Origin of the sequence: Pseudomonas sp. A-RE-19, from assembly GCF_019956555.1 — a bacterium.
In the GTDB taxonomy this organism is placed as follows: Bacteria; Pseudomonadota; Gammaproteobacteria; order Pseudomonadales; family Pseudomonadaceae; genus Aquipseudomonas.
This window is the reverse complement of record NZ_JAHBDQ010000021.1, coordinates 77190-96067: the sequence shown is the minus strand read 5'-3', so window position 1 is coordinate 96067 and position 18878 is coordinate 77190. Positions and strand designations below refer to the sequence as shown.

Annotated in this window: 16 protein-coding genes; 11 read left to right on the top strand and 5 right to left on the bottom strand. The window is 59.6% G+C overall.

The window, feature by feature from the left end:
• A partial coding sequence (locus KGB14_RS14995; protein ID WP_223487584.1) for a hypothetical protein occupies positions 1 to 194 on the top strand: 194 nt, incomplete at its 5' end.
• 8 nt (positions 195 to 202) lie between these two features.
• Here KGB14_RS14995 and KGB14_RS14990 read toward each other — a convergent pair.
• From KGB14_RS14990 to KGB14_RS14975, 4 genes are all read right to left on the bottom strand, one after another.
• Positions 203 to 1177: a serine/threonine protein kinase gene (locus tag KGB14_RS14990; RefSeq protein WP_223487583.1), complete on the bottom strand. Its 975-nt coding sequence runs from the start codon at positions 1175 to 1177 to the stop codon at positions 203 to 205.
• Positions 1178 to 1387: 210 nt separating this feature from the next.
• Positions 1388 to 3289 carry a PhoX family protein gene (locus KGB14_RS14985; RefSeq protein ID WP_223487582.1) on the bottom strand — a complete coding sequence of 634 codons (1902 nt, stop codon included), beginning with the start codon at positions 3287 to 3289 and terminating at the stop codon, positions 1388 to 1390.
• 178 nt (positions 3290 to 3467) lie between these two features.
• Positions 3468 to 4232: a TOBE domain-containing protein gene (locus tag KGB14_RS14980; protein ID WP_223487581.1), complete on the bottom strand. Its 765-nt coding sequence runs from the start codon at positions 4230 to 4232 to the stop codon at positions 3468 to 3470.
• Positions 4233 to 4294: 62 nt separating this feature from the next.
• Positions 4295 to 5035 (bottom strand): ComF family protein, encoded by a 741-nt coding sequence (locus KGB14_RS14975; protein WP_223487580.1) that lies wholly within the window; start codon positions 5033 to 5035, stop codon positions 4295 to 4297.
• Positions 5036 to 5126: 91 nt separating this feature from the next.
• Between KGB14_RS14975 and bioB the strand changes: the two genes are divergently transcribed.
• The 10 genes from bioB to KGB14_RS14925 all read left to right on the top strand — a co-directional run bounded on the left by bioB (position 5127) and on the right by KGB14_RS14925 (position 17652).
• A complete protein-coding gene (gene bioB, locus KGB14_RS14970; RefSeq protein WP_223487579.1) occupies positions 5127 to 6182 on the top strand; it encodes a biotin synthase BioB in 1056 nt (351 codons plus the stop codon).
• Positions 6183 to 6333: 151 nt separating this feature from the next.
• Positions 6334 to 7512: an 8-amino-7-oxononanoate synthase gene (gene bioF, locus KGB14_RS14965; RefSeq protein ID WP_223487578.1), complete on the top strand. Its 1179-nt coding sequence runs from the start codon at positions 6334 to 6336 to the stop codon at positions 7510 to 7512.
• The gene (locus KGB14_RS14960; RefSeq protein WP_223487577.1) at positions 7505 to 8236 is read left to right on the top strand and encodes an alpha/beta fold hydrolase; all 732 of its coding nucleotides are present in this window, start codon (positions 7505 to 7507) and stop codon (positions 8234 to 8236) included. The genes bioF and KGB14_RS14960 overlap by 8 nt, the downstream gene beginning before the upstream one ends.
• Positions 8229 to 9041 carry a malonyl-ACP O-methyltransferase BioC gene (gene bioC / locus KGB14_RS14955; RefSeq protein ID WP_223487576.1) on the top strand — a complete coding sequence of 271 codons (813 nt, stop codon included), beginning with the start codon at positions 8229 to 8231 and terminating at the stop codon, positions 9039 to 9041. The genes KGB14_RS14960 and bioC overlap by 8 nt, the downstream gene beginning before the upstream one ends.
• Positions 9038 to 9718, top strand: coding sequence for a dethiobiotin synthase (gene bioD, locus KGB14_RS14950; protein WP_123719592.1), 681 nt, complete (start codon positions 9038 to 9040; stop codon positions 9716 to 9718). The genes bioC and bioD overlap by 4 nt, the downstream gene beginning before the upstream one ends.
• 120 nt (positions 9719 to 9838) lie before the next feature.
• Positions 9839 to 10135: a pyrroloquinoline quinone biosynthesis protein PqqE gene (locus tag KGB14_RS14945; protein WP_223487575.1), complete on the top strand. Its 297-nt coding sequence runs from the start codon at positions 9839 to 9841 to the stop codon at positions 10133 to 10135.
• A gap of 277 nt (positions 10136 to 10412) precedes the next feature.
• Positions 10413 to 12218: a phenylacyl-CoA dehydrogenase gene (locus KGB14_RS14940; RefSeq protein WP_223487574.1), complete on the top strand. Its 1806-nt coding sequence runs from the start codon at positions 10413 to 10415 to the stop codon at positions 12216 to 12218.
• A 207-nt stretch (positions 12219 to 12425) separates the two neighbouring features.
• Positions 12426 to 13715, top strand: coding sequence for a GGDEF domain-containing protein (locus KGB14_RS14935; RefSeq protein WP_223487573.1), 1290 nt, complete (start codon positions 12426 to 12428; stop codon positions 13713 to 13715).
• A 91-nt stretch (positions 13716 to 13806) separates the two neighbouring features.
• Positions 13807 to 15603: an acyl-CoA dehydrogenase C-terminal domain-containing protein gene (locus KGB14_RS14930; protein WP_223487572.1), complete on the top strand. Its 1797-nt coding sequence runs from the start codon at positions 13807 to 13809 to the stop codon at positions 15601 to 15603.
• Between the two features lie 270 nt (positions 15604 to 15873).
• Positions 15874 to 17652 (top strand): acyl-CoA dehydrogenase C-terminal domain-containing protein, encoded by a 1779-nt coding sequence (locus tag KGB14_RS14925; protein ID WP_223487571.1) that lies wholly within the window; start codon positions 15874 to 15876, stop codon positions 17650 to 17652.
• 227 nt (positions 17653 to 17879) lie between these two features.
• Here the strand turns inward: KGB14_RS14925 and KGB14_RS14920 are convergent, their stop codons facing one another.
• A complete protein-coding gene (locus KGB14_RS14920) occupies positions 17880 to 18809 on the bottom strand; it encodes a LysR family transcriptional regulator (protein WP_223487570.1) in 930 nt (309 codons plus the stop codon).
• Positions 18810 to 18878: the final 69 nt, after the last annotated feature.

Genomic DNA, 18878 nt, shown 5'->3' with positions numbered 1-18878 from the left:
GTCCCCAAAATGATGGCGTTAATGGGCTGAAAAGCCTTTTTTCGTCTGCTTCCCGCACAAAAGCAAACGCCCCGAACAAGTCGGGGCGTTTGCTTGATCCGCTAATATTGCGTTTTCACACAGTCTGCTTCGGCAGCTCCTACAGAGGAATTGCGTACACCCTGCAGGAGCTGCCGAAGGCTGCGATCTTTTGATTTTGAATTTAAAAGAGTTTCAATGGCTCTTCATTCAGCGCAGCCAATTGTTCACGCAGCGCCAACACTTGATCGCCCCAATAGCGCTCGGTGCCGAACCACGGAAAGCTGCGAGGGAAGGCCGGGTCGTCCCAGCGACGGGCGAGCCAGGCGCTGTAGTGCATCAGGCGCAAGGCGCGCAGCGGTTCGATCAGCGCCAGTTCCCGTGGGTCGAAGTCGTGAAATTCGTTGTAGCCGTCCATCAATTCCGACAACTGCCCCAGACATTCCTGACGATCACCCGCCAGCATCATCCAGATATCCTGTACGGCCGGGCCCATGCGGCAGTCGTCGAGGTCAACGATATGGAACATCTCGTCGCGGCACATCATGTTGCCGGGGTGGCAATCGCCGTGCATGCGGATGTTCTGGTGCGGCGTGGCCTTGTAGACCTCTTCCACGCGCTTGAGCAGGTCGCGGGCCACGGACTCGTACGCCGGCAGCAGGCTCTTGGGAACGAAATTGCCTTCGAGCAATGTGGTCAGCGAGTCATGACCGAAGTTCTTCACCCCCAGCGCTTCACGGTGTTCGAACGGTTTGGTAGCTCCGACCGCATGCAAACGACCTAGCAGTTGGCCCAGGCGATACAGCTGATCGAGATTGCCCGGCTCCGGTGCGCGGCCGCCACGGCGGGGAAACAGGGTGAAACGGAAACCGTTGTGTTCGTGCAGGCTGGCACCGTTGTGGATCATCGGCGCGACCACCGGCACGTCGCACTCGGCGAGTTCGAAGGTGAACTGATGCTCTTCGAGGATTGCTTCGTTGGTCCAGCGCTGCGGGCGGTAGAACTTGGCGATCAGTGGCTCGGAGTCTTCGATGCCGACCTGATAGACGCGGTTCTCGTAGCTGTTGAGCGCCAGAATGCGCGCGTCGCTGAGAAAGCCGATGCTTTCGACGGCATCGAGCACGAGGTCTGGGGTGAGGGTTGCAAACGGGTGGGCCATGCTGACTCCTGCGCGCAGCAGGCTGCCGCGTCCGGCCAGACATGGTAGCGCAGACGGGGCTTCTTTAGGGGGTGGGGTTGGAGTTCAGTGTTATGTGGCCTGACGCCATCGCGAGCAGGCTCGCTCCCACAGGAGATCTGCCTTGTGTCACGAATAGTGTGCACAACGTAGATCCATTGTGGGAGCGAGCCTGCTCGCGATACGGCCTTATCAGGCGCCGACGATCCCGCCATCCTCGCGGGTAATCGCCATCACCGAAGACCGCGGCTTGCCGTTGGGCAGGTGCTCGGGGAACGTCGACCCACCGTTTTCCCCCGGATGCTGAATCCCGACAAACAAGGTTTTCTGATCCGGCGAGAAACTGATCCCCGTCACTTCGCAGCCTATCGGCCCCACCATGAAGCGGCGGATCTCACCGGTCACCGGGTCGGCGCAGAGCATCTGGTTATTGCCCATGCCGGCGAAGTCGCCTGCGTTGCTCATATCGCCATCCGTGAGAATCCACAAGCGTCCGGCTTTATCGAAGCCCAGTCCATCCGGGCTGTTGAACATGTTCTGCGGGGTGATGTTCGACGAACCGCCCTTTGGCGTGCCGGCGTGGACACCCGGGTTGCCGGCGACCACAAACAGGTCCCAGGCAAAGCTTTTCGACGCGTGATCGTCGCGGTCGGTGCGCCAGCGCAGGATCTGCCCGTAGACGTTCTTCTCGCGCGGGTTCGGGCCGCCCACCGGTTGGCCTTCTTCACCGCGTTTGGCGTTGTTGGTCAGGGTGCAATAAACCTGGCCGTCCTTGGGGCTGACGACGATCCATTCCGGACGGTCCATGCGCGTGGCATTCACGACGCTGGCTGCGAGGCGTGCATGAATCAGCACTTCGGCCTGATCGGCAAAACCGCTGCTGGCATCGATGCCGTTCTGGCCGTGGGTCAGCTCGATCCACTGGCCCTGACCTTTCGGGTGATCGGCGTTACCGTCACCCGCGTCGAAACGCGCCACGTACAAGGTGCCGTGATCCAGCAGGTCGCGGTTGGCTTTGGGGTTTTTGTGGTCAATCTTGTCGCGGCTGACGAATTTGTAGATGAACTCGCCACGTTCGTCGTCGCCCATGTACACCACGGCGCGACCATCGTTGGTTTCGGCCAGCGCGGCGTTTTCATGTTTGAAACGGCCCAGCGCGGTGCGTTTGACTGGCGTTGACTGTGGATCGAACGGGTCGATTTCCACCACCCAGCCGTGACGGTTGAGTTCGTTGGGGTTTTTCGCCAGGTCGAAACGCGGATCGTGGTGATGCCAGTTGATCTCTTTGCTGGCAACCGCCGCGCCGTAGCGTTTCTGCGCCGCGTCGAATTTCTGCTCGGCATTGCTGCTGCCGAAGCAGTCGGTGAAGTTCTCTTCGCAGGTCAGATAAGTGCCCCACGGCGTCTTGCCGTTGGCGCAGTTCTGGAAGGTGCCGAGGACTTTCTTGCCGTGTTTGTCGGCGCTGGTTTTCATCAGCTCGTGACCCGCCGCCGGACCGCTCAGGCGCAACGGCGAGTTGCCGTGGATGCGGCGGTTGTAGCGCGAGCCCTGGACGAACTGCCACTGGCCGTTCTTGCGCTGCACTTCGATCACCGATACACCCTCGCAGGCCAGGGCCTTGCGCACATCTTCCGCCGATTGCGGCGTGCCGCCGTGGGGATAGAGGTAGCGGTAGTTGGTGTATTCGTTGTTGATCGCCATCAACGCCCGGTCTTGTTCGCCGGGGAACTCGAACAGGCTCATGCCGTCGTTGTTGTCGCCGAACTGGACTTCCTGGGCCTGGGCCGTGCCGTTACCGCTGGGGTCGAACGCCGGGCCATTCTTTTGCAGTGGCTGGCCCCAGCTGATCAGCACCGAGGATTTGTAACCCGGCGGCAGGGTGATGGCGTCGGTCGTGGCAGCGGCGATGCTGTCGAAGCCCAACAGTTTGCTGGAGCCGGCGCTGACGCTGGCGGCCAGCACGCTGCGACTCAGCAGGTTGCCACCCAGGAACATCGCTGCACCGCAGAGGGCGCCGGCGCTGATGAAGCCACGACGGCTGAGGCCGACCATCTTTTCGAGGTCGGTGGATTGGTTGTCTTCTAATAGGCTCACATCAAGCTCCCTGCGGGTTTTTGCAGCCACCTTAATGGTGGTCGATGAAGGTTTTGTTGCAGTCGTCATAACACAGCCCTCGTAGGAGCTGCCGAAGGCTGCGATCTTTTGATCTTAAAATCAGAAGCAAAAGATCGCAGCCTTTGGCAGCTTTTACAGAGGTTGCGATGTGTTTGAGCTAGAGCGGTGTACCCAGCAGGATGTTCGACGGCGCGAACTGCACTTGCACCGGTTTACCGGCGGCAAGCCCGAGGGTTTTCAAGTGCAGCGGCTCGGCCAGGGCGCAAAGTGTCTGGCCATTGGGCAAGCCGATACGCACTTCGCTGGGGCCGTCGTCGGCGTCGAGGATCTTTTCGATTGTGCCCTTCAGGCAATTATTGCCAGGTGTGGCGGTTTGATCGACGCCCAGCAGTTCCAGCCAACCGGCCTTGATCAATGCAACCACTTCGGTGCCGGTTTGCAGTTCCAGGCGCAGGGTGCTGTCGTGAGTGATCTGCGCATCGATGTGCAAACATACGGCCAGTTCAAGACGGACGCGGTCGTTATGTCCCTGGGCGTCGATCGCCACGACCCTGCCATGCAGTTGATTGCGTGCACTGGTTCTGAGCATCAGCCGACCAAGCAGGTCCAGGTCACTGGCCTGCTCGGCGGCTTCCAGCACTTGGGCCTGCAAGGCTTGCAGCTTTTGATACAGGCGCAACACGCGTTCACCTTCGCTGGACAGTTTGGCGCCGCCACCGCCCTTGCCGCCGACACTGCGCTCCACCAACGGTTTCTGCGCGAGGTTGTTCAACTCGTCGATGGCGTCCCACGCCGCCTTGTAACTCAGGCCCGCGCTTTTCGCGGCGCGGGTGATCGAGCCTTGTTCGGCGATGTGTTGCAGCAATGCGATGCGCTGCGGACGACGGACAATGTGCTGGGACAACAACGTAGGCAAGGACATGGCAAGGCGCTTTGGGCTGTGGCGATGGGACGACGTTGGCGGCTTGGCGTGCGGGAGTCAAGTCAGGCCACGTCGCCAGGTTTTGGGGTACGGGCCAGGCAGTAAACGTCGACCCGCGCGGCACCCGCATCCATCAACAAGCGAGCGAGGGCTTGGGCGGTGGCGCCGGTAGTCAGCACGTCGTCGACCAATGCGAAGTGGCGGCCCTTGATCGAGGCCGTGGGCGCCAGGGCAAAGGCGTTACGCAGGTTCTTCTTGCGTGCTTCGGCGTTCAGGTCTTGTTGCGCGCTGGTGTCCTGAGTCCTCAGCAACAGCGTTTCATCACAAGGAATGTCGAGCTTGGCGCTGAGCCAGCGAGCAAGCATCGCCGCCTGGTTGAAACCGCGCTGGCGCAGACGTTTGACGGCCAGCGGTACCGGTATCAGTGCGTCGGGCCGGTCCAGATCCTCATCGAAACGATGTTGCAGGAATTGAGCGAGAAGTTCGGCGAGCAGGCGACCAAACGGCCACTTTGCGCTGTGCTTGAAACGAGTGATCAAACTGTCGACGGGAAAGCTGTAGGCCCAGGGCGCGGCGACTCGCTCAAATGCTGGCGGTTGTTTCAGGCATTGGCCGCAGGTCAGGCCCGTGTCGGGCAAGGGCAGGGCGCAGGTTTGGCATTGGTCGCCCAGCCAGGGCAGTTCGGTTTCGCAGGCCATGCAGATCGGCGTGGCGCCGTCCGCAGCTTCTGCGCAGAGCAAACAGGATTGTTTGTTTTTTAACCAGATGTAAACCGGCCCTTCGTATCGTGGTTGACAGCGCATGACTCTTCCTTAAATATGCCGAACATCCGTGTCGCGTCTGTGGGTATTCCATCTCCCCAGTCGCTTGCCAAGCATAAACAAGGAAACGCCCATGAGCGCCAGCACCACTGCAACCCTGCGTCATGACTGGTCTTTGGCCGAAGTCAAAGCACTCTTCGTTCAGCCATTCAACGACCTGCTGTTCCAGGCGCAGACGGTGCACCGCGCGCATTTCGACGCCAACCGCGTCCAGGTGTCGACGCTGCTGTCGATCAAGACCGGCGCCTGCCCGGAAGATTGCAAATATTGTCCGCAGTCCGGTCACTACAACACCGGCCTGGAAAAAGAAAAACTGATGGAAGTGCAGAAGGTCCTCGAAGAGGCCGCTCGTGCCAAGGCCATCGGTTCGACCCGTTTCTGCATGGGTGCGGCGTGGAAACACCCGTCGGCCAAAGACATGCCTTACGTGCTGGAGATGGTCAAAGGCGTGAAAGCCATGGGCCTGGAAACCTGCATGACCCTGGGTCGTCTCGATCAGGACCAGACCGTTGCCCTGGCCGACGCCGGCCTGGACTATTACAACCACAACCTCGACACCTCGCCGGAGTTCTACGGCAGCATCATCACCACCCGTACTTACAGCGAGCGCCTGCAAACCCTGGCCTACGTGCGTGAATCGGGGATGAAGATCTGCTCCGGCGGCATTCTCGGCATGGGCGAGTCCCTCGACGACCGCGCCAACCTGCTGATCCAGCTGGCCAACCTGCCAGAGCATCCGGAATCGGTGCCGATCAACATGCTGGTGAAAGTCGCCGGTACGCCGCTGGAAAATGCCGACGACATCGACCCGTTCGACTTCATCCGCATGCTCGCGGTCGCTCGCATTCTGATGCCCAAATCCCATGTGCGCCTGTCCGCCGGCCGCGAAGCCATGAACGAGCAGATGCAGGCCCTGGCGTTCTTCGCCGGTGCCAACTCGATTTTCTACGGCGAAAAACTGCTGACCACCGCCAACCCGCAGGCAGACAAGGACATGCAACTGTTCTCACGCCTGGGCATCCTGCCGGAAGCCCGCGAAGAGCACGCCGACGAAGTGCATCAGGCCGCCATCGAACAGGCACTGGTGGAGCAGAAGAGCAGCGAGCAGTTTTATAACGCTGCTGTCTGATCGACGCCAGACCTGTGGGAGCGAGGCTTGCCCGCGAATGAAGCGCCTCGGTCATTCAGATTGACCGAGGTGCCTGATTCGCGGGCAAGTCGGATCGCCGCACCGCTCGCTCCTACAGAAGCTATGTCTTTTGCCTACTCGCGAGGTCTGCATGTCTTTCGATCTCAGCGCGCGCCTTGCTGTCCGTCGTGCCGAAAACCTTTATCGCCAGCGCCCTCTGCTCGAAAGCCCTCAGGGCCCGGAAGTGGTGGTCGACGGTCAGCCGTTGCTGGCGTTCTGTAACAACGATTACCTGGGCCTGGCCAATCACCCGCAAGTGATCGAAGCCTGGCGGGCCGGCGCGTCGCGTTGGGGCGTGGGCGGTGGTGCTTCGCATTTGGTGATCGGTCACAGCAGTCCGCATCACGCATTGGAAGAAGCCCTCGCCGAGTTCACCGGCCGCCCGCGCGCGTTGCTGTTCACCACCGGTTACATGGCCAACCTCGGCGCGGTCACCGCTCTGGTCGGGCAGGGTGATACGGTGCTGGAAGACCGGCTCAATCACGCATCGTTGCTGGATGCGGGGCTGTTGTCCGGTGCGCGTTTCAATCGTTATCTGCATAACGACGCGACCAGTCTGGCCAAACGACTCGAGAAGGCCACCGGCAATACGCTGGTAGTCACCGATGGCGTGTTCAGCATGGACGGTGACATCGCCGACCTGCCGGCGCTGGCGCGGGAAGCCAGGGCCAAAGGTGCCTGGTTGATGGTCGACGACGCTCACGGTTTTGGTCCGCTGGGTGCCAACGGCGGCGGGATCGTCGAGCATTTCGGCCTGAGTCAGGAAGACGTGCCGGTACTGGTCGGCACCCTCGGCAAGGCTTTCGGTACGGCGGGTGCTTTTGTCGCCGGTAGCGAAGAGTTGATCGAAAGTCTGATCCAGTTCGCTCGCCCTTACATCTACACCACCAGCCAACCACCGGCGCTGGCCTGCGCAACACTCAAGAGTCTGGAGCTGTTGCGCAGCGAACACTGGCGACGTGAGCATCTGCAGACGCTGATTCGCCAGTTCCGCCAAGGTGCCGAACAGATTGGCCTGGAGCTGATGGACAGCTTCACGCCGATCCAGCCGATCATGATCGGCGATGCCGGGCGTGCGGTGCGACTGTCGCAGATGCTGCGCGAGCGCGGGCTGATGGTGACTGCGATTCGTCCGCCGACCGTGCCCGCAGGCAGCGCACGCTTGCGCGTAACCCTGACCGCCGCTCACAGCGAGGCGCAGGTACAGCTATTGTTAAATGGACTGGCCGATTGTTTTCAACAACTGGGACCGGAGCCAAGCCATGCGTGATCGTCTGATTCTGCTGCCAGGCTGGGGCCTCGGGATTTCGCCGCTGGAACCCTTGGCGGCTGCCTTGCAGGGTTTGGACGAGCACCTGCGCGTCGAGATCGAGCCGTTGCCGGAACTGGAATCGAGCGACCTTGAAGAGTGGCTCGAAGAGTTGGACTCGACATTGCCACAGGATGCCTGGCTGGGTGGCTGGTCATTGGGCGGGATGCTGGCGTCCGAATTGGCGGCGCGACGGGGTGACCGCTGTTGCGGCTTGGTTACGCTGGCGAGCAACCCTTCTTTTGTCGCCCATGAGCAGTGGCCGAGTGCGATGCCCGGTGAGACCTTCGATGCGTTTCTGGCCGGCTGCAAGGCTGACTCGCGCATGACGTTGAAACGCTTTTCGCTGTTGTGCGCCCAAGGTGCCGAAGACCCCCGCGGGATGTCGCGACTGTTGCTCGCTGGCGCACCGCATACGTCTTCGCCGGTGCTGATGAGCGGCCTGGAGTTGCTTGCACAACTGGATACCCGGCAAGCGCTGCAGGCATTTCGCGGCCCGCAATTGCACTTGTTCGCCGGCCTCGACGGGCTGGTCCCGGCCGAAGCGGCGGAGGGTTTGCTGGCACTGCTGCCGGATGTCGAAATCGGTCTGATTGAACAGGCCAGTCACGCGTTTCTTCTGGAGGACCCCCACGGTGTGGCGGGGGCGATTCAGGCCTTTTTGCATGAGTTCGGTGATGACTGATTTATCCTTTCCCAACCTGCCCGGCGGCTTGCCCGACAAACGCCAGGTGGCAGCGTCGTTTTCCCGTGCGGCGGCGAGCTACGACAGCGTCGCCGAATTGCAGCGCGACGTGGGTAGCGAGTTGTTACGTCGGTTGCCGGAAGATTTTGTCCCTGCTCGTTGGCTGGATATGGGCTGCGGCACCGGGTATTTCAGCCGTGCGCTCGGTGAGCGTTTTCCTGCCGGTCACGGACTGGCCCTTGATATTGCAGAAGGCATGCTCAATCACGCCCGTCCCTTGGGTGGCGCCACCCATTTCATCGCGGGTGACGCCGAGCGCTTGCCGTTGCAGGATTCGACCTGCGACCTGATCTTCTCCAGCCTGGCGGTGCAATGGTGCGCGGATTTCGCCTCGGTGCTCAATGAAGCGTATCGGGTACTGAAACCGGGCGGCATTTTCGCGTTTGCTAGTCTGTGTGTAGGCACGCTGTACGAATTGCGCGACAGCTGGCGTCAGGTGGATGGCATGGTGCATGTCAACCGCTTCCGCGAGTTCGGTGTTTACCAACAGCTTTGCGCGGGCAGCGGCTTGAAGGTCGTCAGCCTCGAAACTCAGCCGCATGTGCTGCATTACCCCGATGTCCGCAGCCTGACCCATGAGCTCAAGGCACTTGGGGCGCACAACCTGAACCCTGGTCGGCCGGGCGGTTTGACCGGCAGGGCGCGAATCCTCGGCTTGATCGAGGCCTATGAGCAGTTTCGTCAGGCACAGGGACTGCCGGCGACTTATCAAGTGGTTTACGCCGTGTTGGAGAAACCCTTATGAGCGCAGCCTATTTCATCACCGGTACTGACACCGATGTCGGCAAGACCACCGTCGCCGCAGGTTTGCTGCATGCCGCGCGATTAGCGGGTTTGAGCACTGCGGCAGGCAAACCGGTGGCCTCCGGTTGCGACCTGACGCCCAAGGGTTTGCGCAACGCCGATGCGCTGGCCCTGTTGGCCGAGTGCTCGATACCGTTGACCTACGATCAGGTTAATCCTGTCGCGTTCGAACCGGCGATTGCACCGCATCTGGCGGCCCGGGAGGCTGGCGTGGCGTTGACCGTGCAATCCCTGTTGACACCGATGCGGCAGATTCTCGATATGCAGGCGGACTTCACCTTGATCGAAGGCGCTGGCGGCTGGCGAGTGCCGTTGGCGGATCAGGACAATCTGTCGGACCTGGCCATGGCGCTGGGTCTGCCGGTGATCCTGGTGGTCGGCGTACGGTTGGGTTGCATCAATCATGCACTGCTGACAGCCGAGGCGATCGCACGGGATGGCTTGCAGTTGGCAGGGTGGGTGGCCAACATCATCGATCCGAAGACTTCGCGTCTGGAAGAGAACCTCGCGACGCTGGCCGAGCGCATTCCCGCGCCGTGTCTGGGGCGGGTGCCGAAACTCAAATCGGTGACAGTCGAAGCGGTGGCCGAACATCTGCAGCTGGATCTGCTGGACTGAGATTGATGGCTTGGGTTTTACCTATGACAAGGCACTGTGCCATTAGTGTTATTGTCGGGTCTTTTGGCGACAGGTCTGGTTCAATGGCCGCTGTTGATCCTTTGTAGGACGAGTTCTCCCATGGAAATCTCAGGTAGCACCGCTTTTTATGCCGGTCTGAGCACTATTCAGACAGGGCAGAACCGTGTCGATCAGGCTTCGGGTCAGATCGCCAATAACACCATCGAACGTTCGGTCACCAGCCAGTCTTCTGAGGTTCAGGTCGATCGTCTGCGTTCGGTAGACCGCAGCCAGCAATCGGACCTGGCCAGTAACATGGTCGAGATGTCCCAAGGCAAATTCCAGGTGGCGCTCGGCGTCAAAGTTGCCAAGGCTTCCGATGAAATGCTCGGTACGCTGATCGATACCTACGCCTGATCCCTCGCTGAATCCGCTACTCCAACGCCGCGCCTGTTCGCGGCGTTTTTCTGCGTAAGTCCTTCTCCCTCAACTAATCTCTCCTACATGGCGTGTTGCTCAGTCAACGACGTTGCGCAACTGCGTGGCCGAGGTTTTCATGGTGCGATGACGAACGGCAAAAGATCGGCGCTTGACAAGATTTGGGCGTAAACGTATGTTTCAAACAACTGTTTGACCGCCACAACAAATCAACGCGGTTGTTCATTCCCGGTTACATCAGCAGAGGTTTATCGCTATGCCTGACTACAAGGCCCCCTTGCGTGATATTCGCTTCGTTCGTGACGAACTGCTCGGCTACGAAGCGCACTATCAGAGCCTTCCGGCTTGTGCAGACGCAACTCCGGATATGGTTGACGCCATTCTCGAAGAAGGCGCCAAGTTTTGTGAGCAGGTGCTGGCTCCGCTGAACCGCGTGGGTGACACCGAAGGCTGCACCTGGAGCGAGTCTGGCGTTAAAACCCCGACCGGTTTCAAAGAAGCCTACAAGCAATTCGTCGAAGGTGGCTGGCCAAGCCTGGCTCACGACGTAGAGCACGGCGGTCAAGGCCTGCCGGAGTCTCTGGGTCTGGCTGTCAGCGAAATGGTTGGCGAGGCCAACTGGTCGTGGGGCATGTACCCAGGCCTGTCCCATGGCGCGATGAACACCATCTCCGAGCATGGCACGCCTGAGCAGCAAGAGGCTTACCTGACCAAGCTGGTCTCCGGCGAATGGACCGGCACCATGTGCCTGACCGAACCGCACTGCGGCACCGACCTGGGCATGCTGCGCACCAAGGCCGAGCCCCAGGCCGACGGTTCCTACAAAGTGTCCGGCACCAAGATCTTCATCTCGGCCGGTGAACACGACATGGCCGACAACATCGTCCACATCGTTCTGGCGCGTCTGCCGGATGCACCGGCGGGCACCAAAGGCATTTCGCTGTTCATCGTTCCGAAATTCCTGCCGAACGCAGACGGCTCGATCGGCGCGCGCAACGCTGTGAGCTGCGGTTCGCTGGAACACAAGATGGGCATCCACGGCAACGCCACTTGCGTGATGAACTTCGATGCGGCCACCGGTTACCTGATTGGCCCGGCGAACAAAGGCCTGAACTGCATGTTCACCTTTATGAACACCGCCCGTCTGGGAACTGCGCTGCAAGGTCTGGCACACGCCGAGATCGGCTTCCAGGGCGGTCTGAAATACGCTCGCGATCGTCTGCAAATGCGTTCCCTGACTGGCCCGAAAGCGCCGGACAAAGCCGCTGACCCGATCATCGTTCACCCTGACGTACGTCGCATGCTGTTGACCATGAAGGCTTTCGCCGAAGGCAACCGTGCGATGGTTTACTTCACCGCCAAGCAAGTCGACATCGTCAAGTACGGCGTAGATGAAGAAGAGAAGAAGAAAGCCGACGCACTGCTGGCGTTCATGACGCCGATCGCCAAAGCCTTCATGACTGAAGTCGGTTTCGAATCCGCTAACCATGGCGTACAGATCTACGGCGGCCACGGTTTCATCGCCGAGTGGGGCATGGAGCAGAACGTTCGCGACAGCCGCATTTCGATGCTGTACGAAGGCACCACCGGTATCCAGGCACTCGACCTGCTGGGCCGTAAAGTGCTGATGACTCAAGGCGAAGCGCTCAAAGGCTTCACCAAGATCGTCCATAAGTTCTGCCAGACCAACGAAGGCAACGAAGCGGTCAAAGAGTTTGTCGAGCCATTGGCTGCGCTGAACAAAGAGTGGGGCGAGCTGACCATGAAGGTCGGTATGGCCGCCATGAAAGACCGCGAAGAAGTCGGCGCCGCGTCGGTGGACTACCTGATGTACTCCGGTTACGCCTGCCTTGCCTACTTCTGGGCTGACATGGCGCGTCTGGCTGCCGAGAAACTGGCTGCCGGCACCACCGAAGCGGCGTTCTACACCGCCAAGCTGCAGACTGCGCGTTTCTACTTCCAGCGCATCCTGCCGCGTACCCGCACTCACGTTGTCACCATGCTGTCGGGCGCCAACAACCTGATGGACATGAAAGAAGAAGACTTCGCACTGGGTTACTAAGCCCTACGCGGTCCTTCATAAAGCCGCTGCTTCCTCGGGAGCAGCGGCTTTTTTGTGCCTGTAAATATTCCTGACTAAAACGCTAAGAAGAACGGCATTGCTGCCGTTAAAGAGGATGGCGATGTGACACACATCACATCGTATGTGCTTAATTGCCCCAAGTGCAGGCACAATGCCATCTCTGTTTGCCGGGTCGGAGCTCTACCCTTGCCGCGTTCTTCCGCTGTACGTTTCAGTCATTTTCTGCCATCGCTGCTGTTGTTACTCGCGGGGCTTGCGGCTGCCTACGTCAAGGATCTCAACGTCTTCTTCACTTCGCTGTTCAACGTGCTGCCCACGCTGGTGCTGTTGCTCGGCGGTGCGTATTGCGCGGTTTACCGACGTCAGCGTGAACTGTTTCTGATGGTCACGGTGTACATCGCCTACTTTCTGCTCGACACCCAGACCGACTATTACCGCGACAACGGCAAAGTTCGTGAAGACGCCGCCGTGGTCTTCCATCTGTGTTGTTTGTTGCTGCCGCTACTCTTTGGCTTGTTCGCCGCCTGGCAGGAGCGCACCCATCTGTTCCAGGACATGGTGGCGCGCTTCGCCGTGTTGCTGGCGTTCGGCAGCGTGGCGCTGGGGCTGGAACAAAGTTACCCACAGGCGCTGCTGATGTGGCTGTCGGAGATCCGCTGGCCAGCCCTGCATGGTGCCTGGATGAGCCTGATCCAGTTGTCCTACCCGGTATTCATCGCCTCATTCCTGTTACTGGCCTGGCAATACTGGCGTAACCCAAGACCCTTGCATGCTGCGCAATTGGTAGGGCTATTGGGATTGTTCTGGATGTTGCCGAAAACCTTCATCCTGCCGTTTACCCTGAACATCATGTGCAGCCAGGTAATGTTGATGATCGCCGCCGCGGTTGCCCATGAGGCCTATCAGATGGCCTTCCGCGATGAGCTCACCGGTCTGCCGGGCCGTCGTGCTCTGAACGAACGCATGCAACGGCTGGGGCGCAATTACGTGTTGGCCATGGGCGATGTCGATCACTTCAAGAAATTCAACGACACCCACGGCCACGATGTTGGCGACCAAGTGCTGCGACTGGTCGCCAGCAAGCTGTCAAAAATCAGCGGGGGCGGTAGGGCCTATCGCTACGGCGGTGAAGAATTTGCTCTGGTGTTCGCAGGCAAAACCCTCGAAGAGTGTATGCCGCACCTGGAAGTCATCCGTGAATCCATCGCCACCTACAATATCCAGCTGCGCAATCAGGACAACCGTCCTCAGGATGACCAACAGGGACGCCAACGCCGCGCAGGCTCTGGCGCCTCGAGTGTCTCGGTCACCGTCAGCATCGGCGTCGCTGAACGGCTGGAACAGCGCACGCCGGAAGAAGTCCTCAAATCCGCTGACCAGGCGCTCTACAGCGCCAAAGGCGCGGGGCGAAACTGTGTGATGGCTTTCGGTCAGAATCGCCGTGGCGCGGTGCGCATGGAGTCCGCTGCGGGTTGAGTGATGATGGCGCATTCAGCGTCTGGACTGTGATTGTGAGGCGTGGTTCGCGGCAGTAGGTTTGAGCAAATCTGCTGCCGGAGAAATGACCATGCCCGAGTACAAAGCTCCCCTGCGCGACATGCGCTTTTTGATCGACCATGTCTTCGATTTTCACAGCAACTACACCGCGCTGGGCGCCATCGATGCCAGCCCGGACATGATCAATGCGATCCTTGAAGAAGGCGCGAAATTCTGTGAGAACGTTCTCGCACCGCTGAACCGCAGCGGCGACGAAGAAGGCTGCCATTTCGACAACGGCGTGGTCACAACGCCTACAGGCTTCAAGCAAGCATTCGCACAATACGTTGAAGGCGGCTGGCATGGTCTGGCGGCGGATCCAGCTTACGGCGGCCAGGGTTTGCCAAGTTCTTTGGGGTTGGTCATCAGTGAAATGGTCGGCTCCAGCAACACCTCCTGGGGCATGTACCCTGGCCTGACTCACGGTGCGATGTCAGCCATCCATGCTCATGGCACCGAAGAGCAGAAACAGACCTACCTGAGCAAGCTCACCGCTGGCCAATGGACCGGCACCATGTGCCTGACCGAAGCCCATTGCGGCACCGATCTGGGCATTATCAAGACCCGCGCCGTGCCTCAGGCCGATGGCAGTTATGCGATTTCCGGCAGCAAGATTTTCATCTCCGCTGGCGAGCACGACATGAGTGACAACATCATTCACCTGGTGTTGGCCAAACTGCCGGACGCTCCTGCCGGTACCAAGGGCATTTCGCTGTTTATCGTTCCCAAATTCCTACCCAATGCCGAGGGCGAGGCAGGCGAGCGCAATGGCGTTTCTTGCGGCTCGATCGAACACAAAATGGGCATCAAGGCGTCGGCCACCTGCGTGCTGAATTTCGACGGCGCCAAGGGTTTCCTGATCGGTGAGCCGAACAAGGGCCTGAACTGCATGTTCACCATGATGAATCACGCGCGGCTTGGCACCGGCATGCAAGGTTTGTGTCTGGGGGAGGCAAGCTTCCAGGGCGCGATCAGATACGCCAACGACCGCCTGCAGATGCGCTCGCTGACCGGCCCGAAAGCCCCGGAAAAAGTCGCCGACCCGATCATCGTTCATCCCGATGTGCGCAGGATGTTGCTGACCATGAAGGCCTTCAACGAAGGCAACCGTGCGCTGACTTATTTCACCGCGCAGTTGCTGGATGTCGCTCATTTGAGCCCGGATGAAACGGCGCGTCAGGATGCCGAAGACCTGTTGGCGTTCCTGACACCGATCTGCAAAGCCTTCATGACCGACACGGGTCTGGAAGTAACCAACCTCGGCATGCAGGTGTTTGGCGGTCACGGTTTCATTCGTGAGTGGGGCATGGAGCAACTGGTGCGCGACTGCCGGATCGCGCCGATCTACGAAGGCACCAACGGCATTCAGGCGCTGGATCTGCTTGGGCGCAAAGTCCTTGGCAGTCAGGGAAAACTGCTGCGCGGCTTCACCAGAATCGTCCACAAGTTCTGTGCGGCAAACGCTGAACATCCGCAACTCGGCAGCTATGTGGCGCAACTCAATAGTCTGAATCAGCAGTGGGGCGAGTTGACTGCCAAGGTCGGCATGGCCGCGATGAAAAATCCGGATGAAGTCGGCGCCGCCTCGGTGGACTACCTGATGTACAGCGGCTACATCATCCTCGGTTACCTGTGGCTACGCATGGCGTTGGTGGCTCAGGCGCAGTTGGAGGCGGGCGGCGGCGATGCCGATTACTGCCAGGGCAAGCTGGCGACCAGCGAGTTTTACTTCAAGCGTTTACTGCCACGCACCGCCACACATCGGGCGGCCATCGAGGCGGGCAGTGATTGCCTGATGAAGCTGCCGGCGGAGTTGTTTGCGCTCTGACGGTTGGGCTTGAAAAGCTTCGCGGGCAAGCCTCGCTCCTACAGTTTTCTGTCGTTCGCGCAATGTGCATACAGCGCAGACCTGTAGGAGCGAGGCTTGCCCGCGAATGCGTTTTGTAGGGACTAAAACATTTGCCTAATCCTCAGTGACTAAAAATTACAAAATGGTCACTAGCTGACCCTATGTGTCGTAAAAGTTGTTGGGGTACACTCGGACACAGCGAAATCACTATTCCTACGAACCACCTGTTTAGATCTTGCGAGGTTTGCCATGGCTGACTACAAAGCGCCCCTGCGCGATATGCGCTTCGTCCTCAATGAAGTTTTCGAGGTCGCCAAACTCTGGGCCCAACTGCCTGCGCTCGCCGAGACTGTCGATGCGGAAACGGTCGAAGCCATTCTGGAAGAAGCCGGCAAGGTCACCAGCAAAAGCATCGCGCCGCTGAACCGTGCCGCCGACGAAGAAGGTTGCCGCTGGGCCGACGGTGCCGTCACCACACCAGCCGGTTTCCCACAGGCTTATCAGACTTACGCTGAAGGCGGTTGGGTCGGTGTCGGTGGTGATCCGACCTACGGCGGCATGGGCATGCCCAAGGCTGTTTCAGCGCAAGTCGAAGAAATGGTCAACTCCGCCAGCCTGTCGTTCGGTCTGTACCCGATGCTGACCGCCGGCGCTTGCCTGTCGATCAATGCCCACGCCAGCGAAGAGCTGAAAGCCGCGTACCTGCCAAATATGTATGCCGGTATCTGGGCCGGTTCCATGTGCCTGACCGAGCCGCATGCCGGTACAGACCTTGGGATTATTCGCACCAAGGCCGAACCTCAGGCCGACGGTTCCTACAAGGTCAGTGGCACCAAAATCTTCATCACCGGCGGCGAGCACGACCTGACCGAGAACATCATCCACCTGGTACTGGCCAAACTGCCGGATGCGCCAGCAGGGCCGAAAGGTATATCGCTGTTCCTGGTGCCGAAGTTCATGGTCAATGCCGACGGCAGCCTGGGTGCACGCAACCCCGCGAACTGCGGTTCGATCGAACACAAGATGGGCATCCAGGCGTCCGCGACCTGCGTGATGAACTTCGACGAAGCCGTGGGTTACCTGGTCGGCGAGCCGAACAAAGGTCTGGCGGCGATGTTCACCATGATGAATTACGAGCGTCTGGGCGTTGGCATACAGGGCCTGGCCTCTGGTGAGCGTTCTTACCAGAACGCCATCGAATATGCCCGAGATCGCCTGCAAAGCCGTTCGCCGACTGGCGCGCAGAACAAGGACAAGGTTGCTGACCCGATCATCGTCCACCCGGACGTGCGTCGCATGCTGCTGACCATGAAAGCCTCGAACGAAGGCGGCCGTGCATTCTCCACCTACGTGGCGATGCAACTCGACACCGCAAAATTCAGTGAAGACCCCATCACCCGCAAACGCGCGGAAGATCTGGTCGCCCTGCTGACCCCGGTGGCCAAGGCGTTCCTGACTGATCTCGGCCTGGAAACCACGGTTCACGGCCAGCAGATTTTTGGCGGCCACGGCTATATCCGTGAGTGGGGCCAGGAGCAACTGGTTCGTGATGTGCGCATCACTCAGATCTACGAAGGCACCAACGGTATTCAGGCGCTGGACCTTGTAGGACGCAAGATTGTCGGCACCGGCGGGGCGTTCTACAAACTGTTCGCTGACGAAATTCGTCATTTCACCGCGACGGCCAGTGCTGACCTGGCGGAGTTCACCAAGCCGCTGAATGATGCGGTGGACACCCTCGATGAGCTGACCGCGTGGTTGCTCGACCGTGCGAAAAACAATCCGAACGAAATCGGCGCGGCGTCGGTCGAGTATCTGCAAGCATTCGGTTACACGGCCTATGCCTACATGTGGGCATTGATGGCCAAGGCAGCCTTCGGCAAAGAAGCGCAGGACGATTTTTACGCGAGCAAGTTGGGCACGGCACGGTTCTATTTCGCACGTCTGCTGCCGCGCATTCACTCGTTGAGCGCGTCGGTGAAGGCTGGTAGTGAGTCACTGTTCCTGCTGAATGCGGAACAATTCTGACAAAGTAGCGTCATGTAAGCATTCTCTTACATGACGTGCTGCTGTTTTCCCATAGGCGTAGATTGGATCCAGAGCTAATCTACTTCACATGGACGTCGCGCAGGAAGCGCAAAGCAACAACACGGACACGTAGGATTCTGCCAGGACGGCGGAGTGAAATGGATGTCAGGGAAACAGTCTGCAAAGCCCCGCTTCGGCGGGGTTTTCTTTTGCCTGCGAAAAAGTGCTCAGCTCAAACCGTCCAGTGTCGTCGGGCCATTCAAGTGGTCATCCGGCCGATTCATCACTTCTTCCAGCAGTGCCCGCAACAACGTCAGCGAAGCCTGTTGCCGCTGCACATCCCGACACACCAATCCGACTTTCAAGGGTACACGCGGCTCGCTAAGTGGCTTCCACAGCAGTGCCTGGTCGCCATGGGTCTTTTGCGAGCGCCCGGGCAGAACCGTCGCCAGCCGCGTGTGCGGCAGGCTGTCGAGAATCCCCGCCATGTTGTTCAGTTCGGCCTGCACCTGTGGGCGGCGTCCCAGATTGGCCAATTGTGCCTGCCAGATCTGCCGTACCTGGAACTCTTCACCCAATAGCAACATGGGTAACTCGGCGGCCTGACTCATGGAGACTTTCTTGAATTCGCGCAATGGGTGGTCCGCCGGGATGACAAGGGTCAGTTCATCTTCGTACAGCGGTACGCCGTGCAAACCCGGCTGACGGGGCGGCAGGTAGCTGATACCGATGTCCAGCGAACCATTGAGTAGCCGCCGCTCGATTTCCAGGCCAGTCAGTTCATAGATCTGCACCACCAGATGTGGCTGCGCCTTGCGCACGCGTTCGAGCATTTGCGGCACCAGGCTGGAATGGACGGTCTGCAGGACGCCGATGGCCAGGGTTCGCAACGCCTTCCCCTTGAAGTTGCCCAAGGCTTCGCGTGCGCGTTGCAGACCATCGAGCAAGGGTAGGGCATGGTTGTACAGCGTGTGGGCAGCCAGGGTAGGCAGCAGACGTTTGCTGCTGCGTTCGAACAGGCTCACGTCGAGGTTTTTTTCGAGTTGGCGGATCTGCTGAGACAACGCGGGCTGAGAGATTGAAAGTCGCTCGGCAGCCCGACCGACATGGCCTTCTTCATAGACCGCGACGAAATAACGCAGTTGCTTGAAATCCATAAGTAATACTTATCGAAAATGCTGGGAAATCGAAATGGCTCAATGCCTTGCCTGAGCCTAGTCTAACCG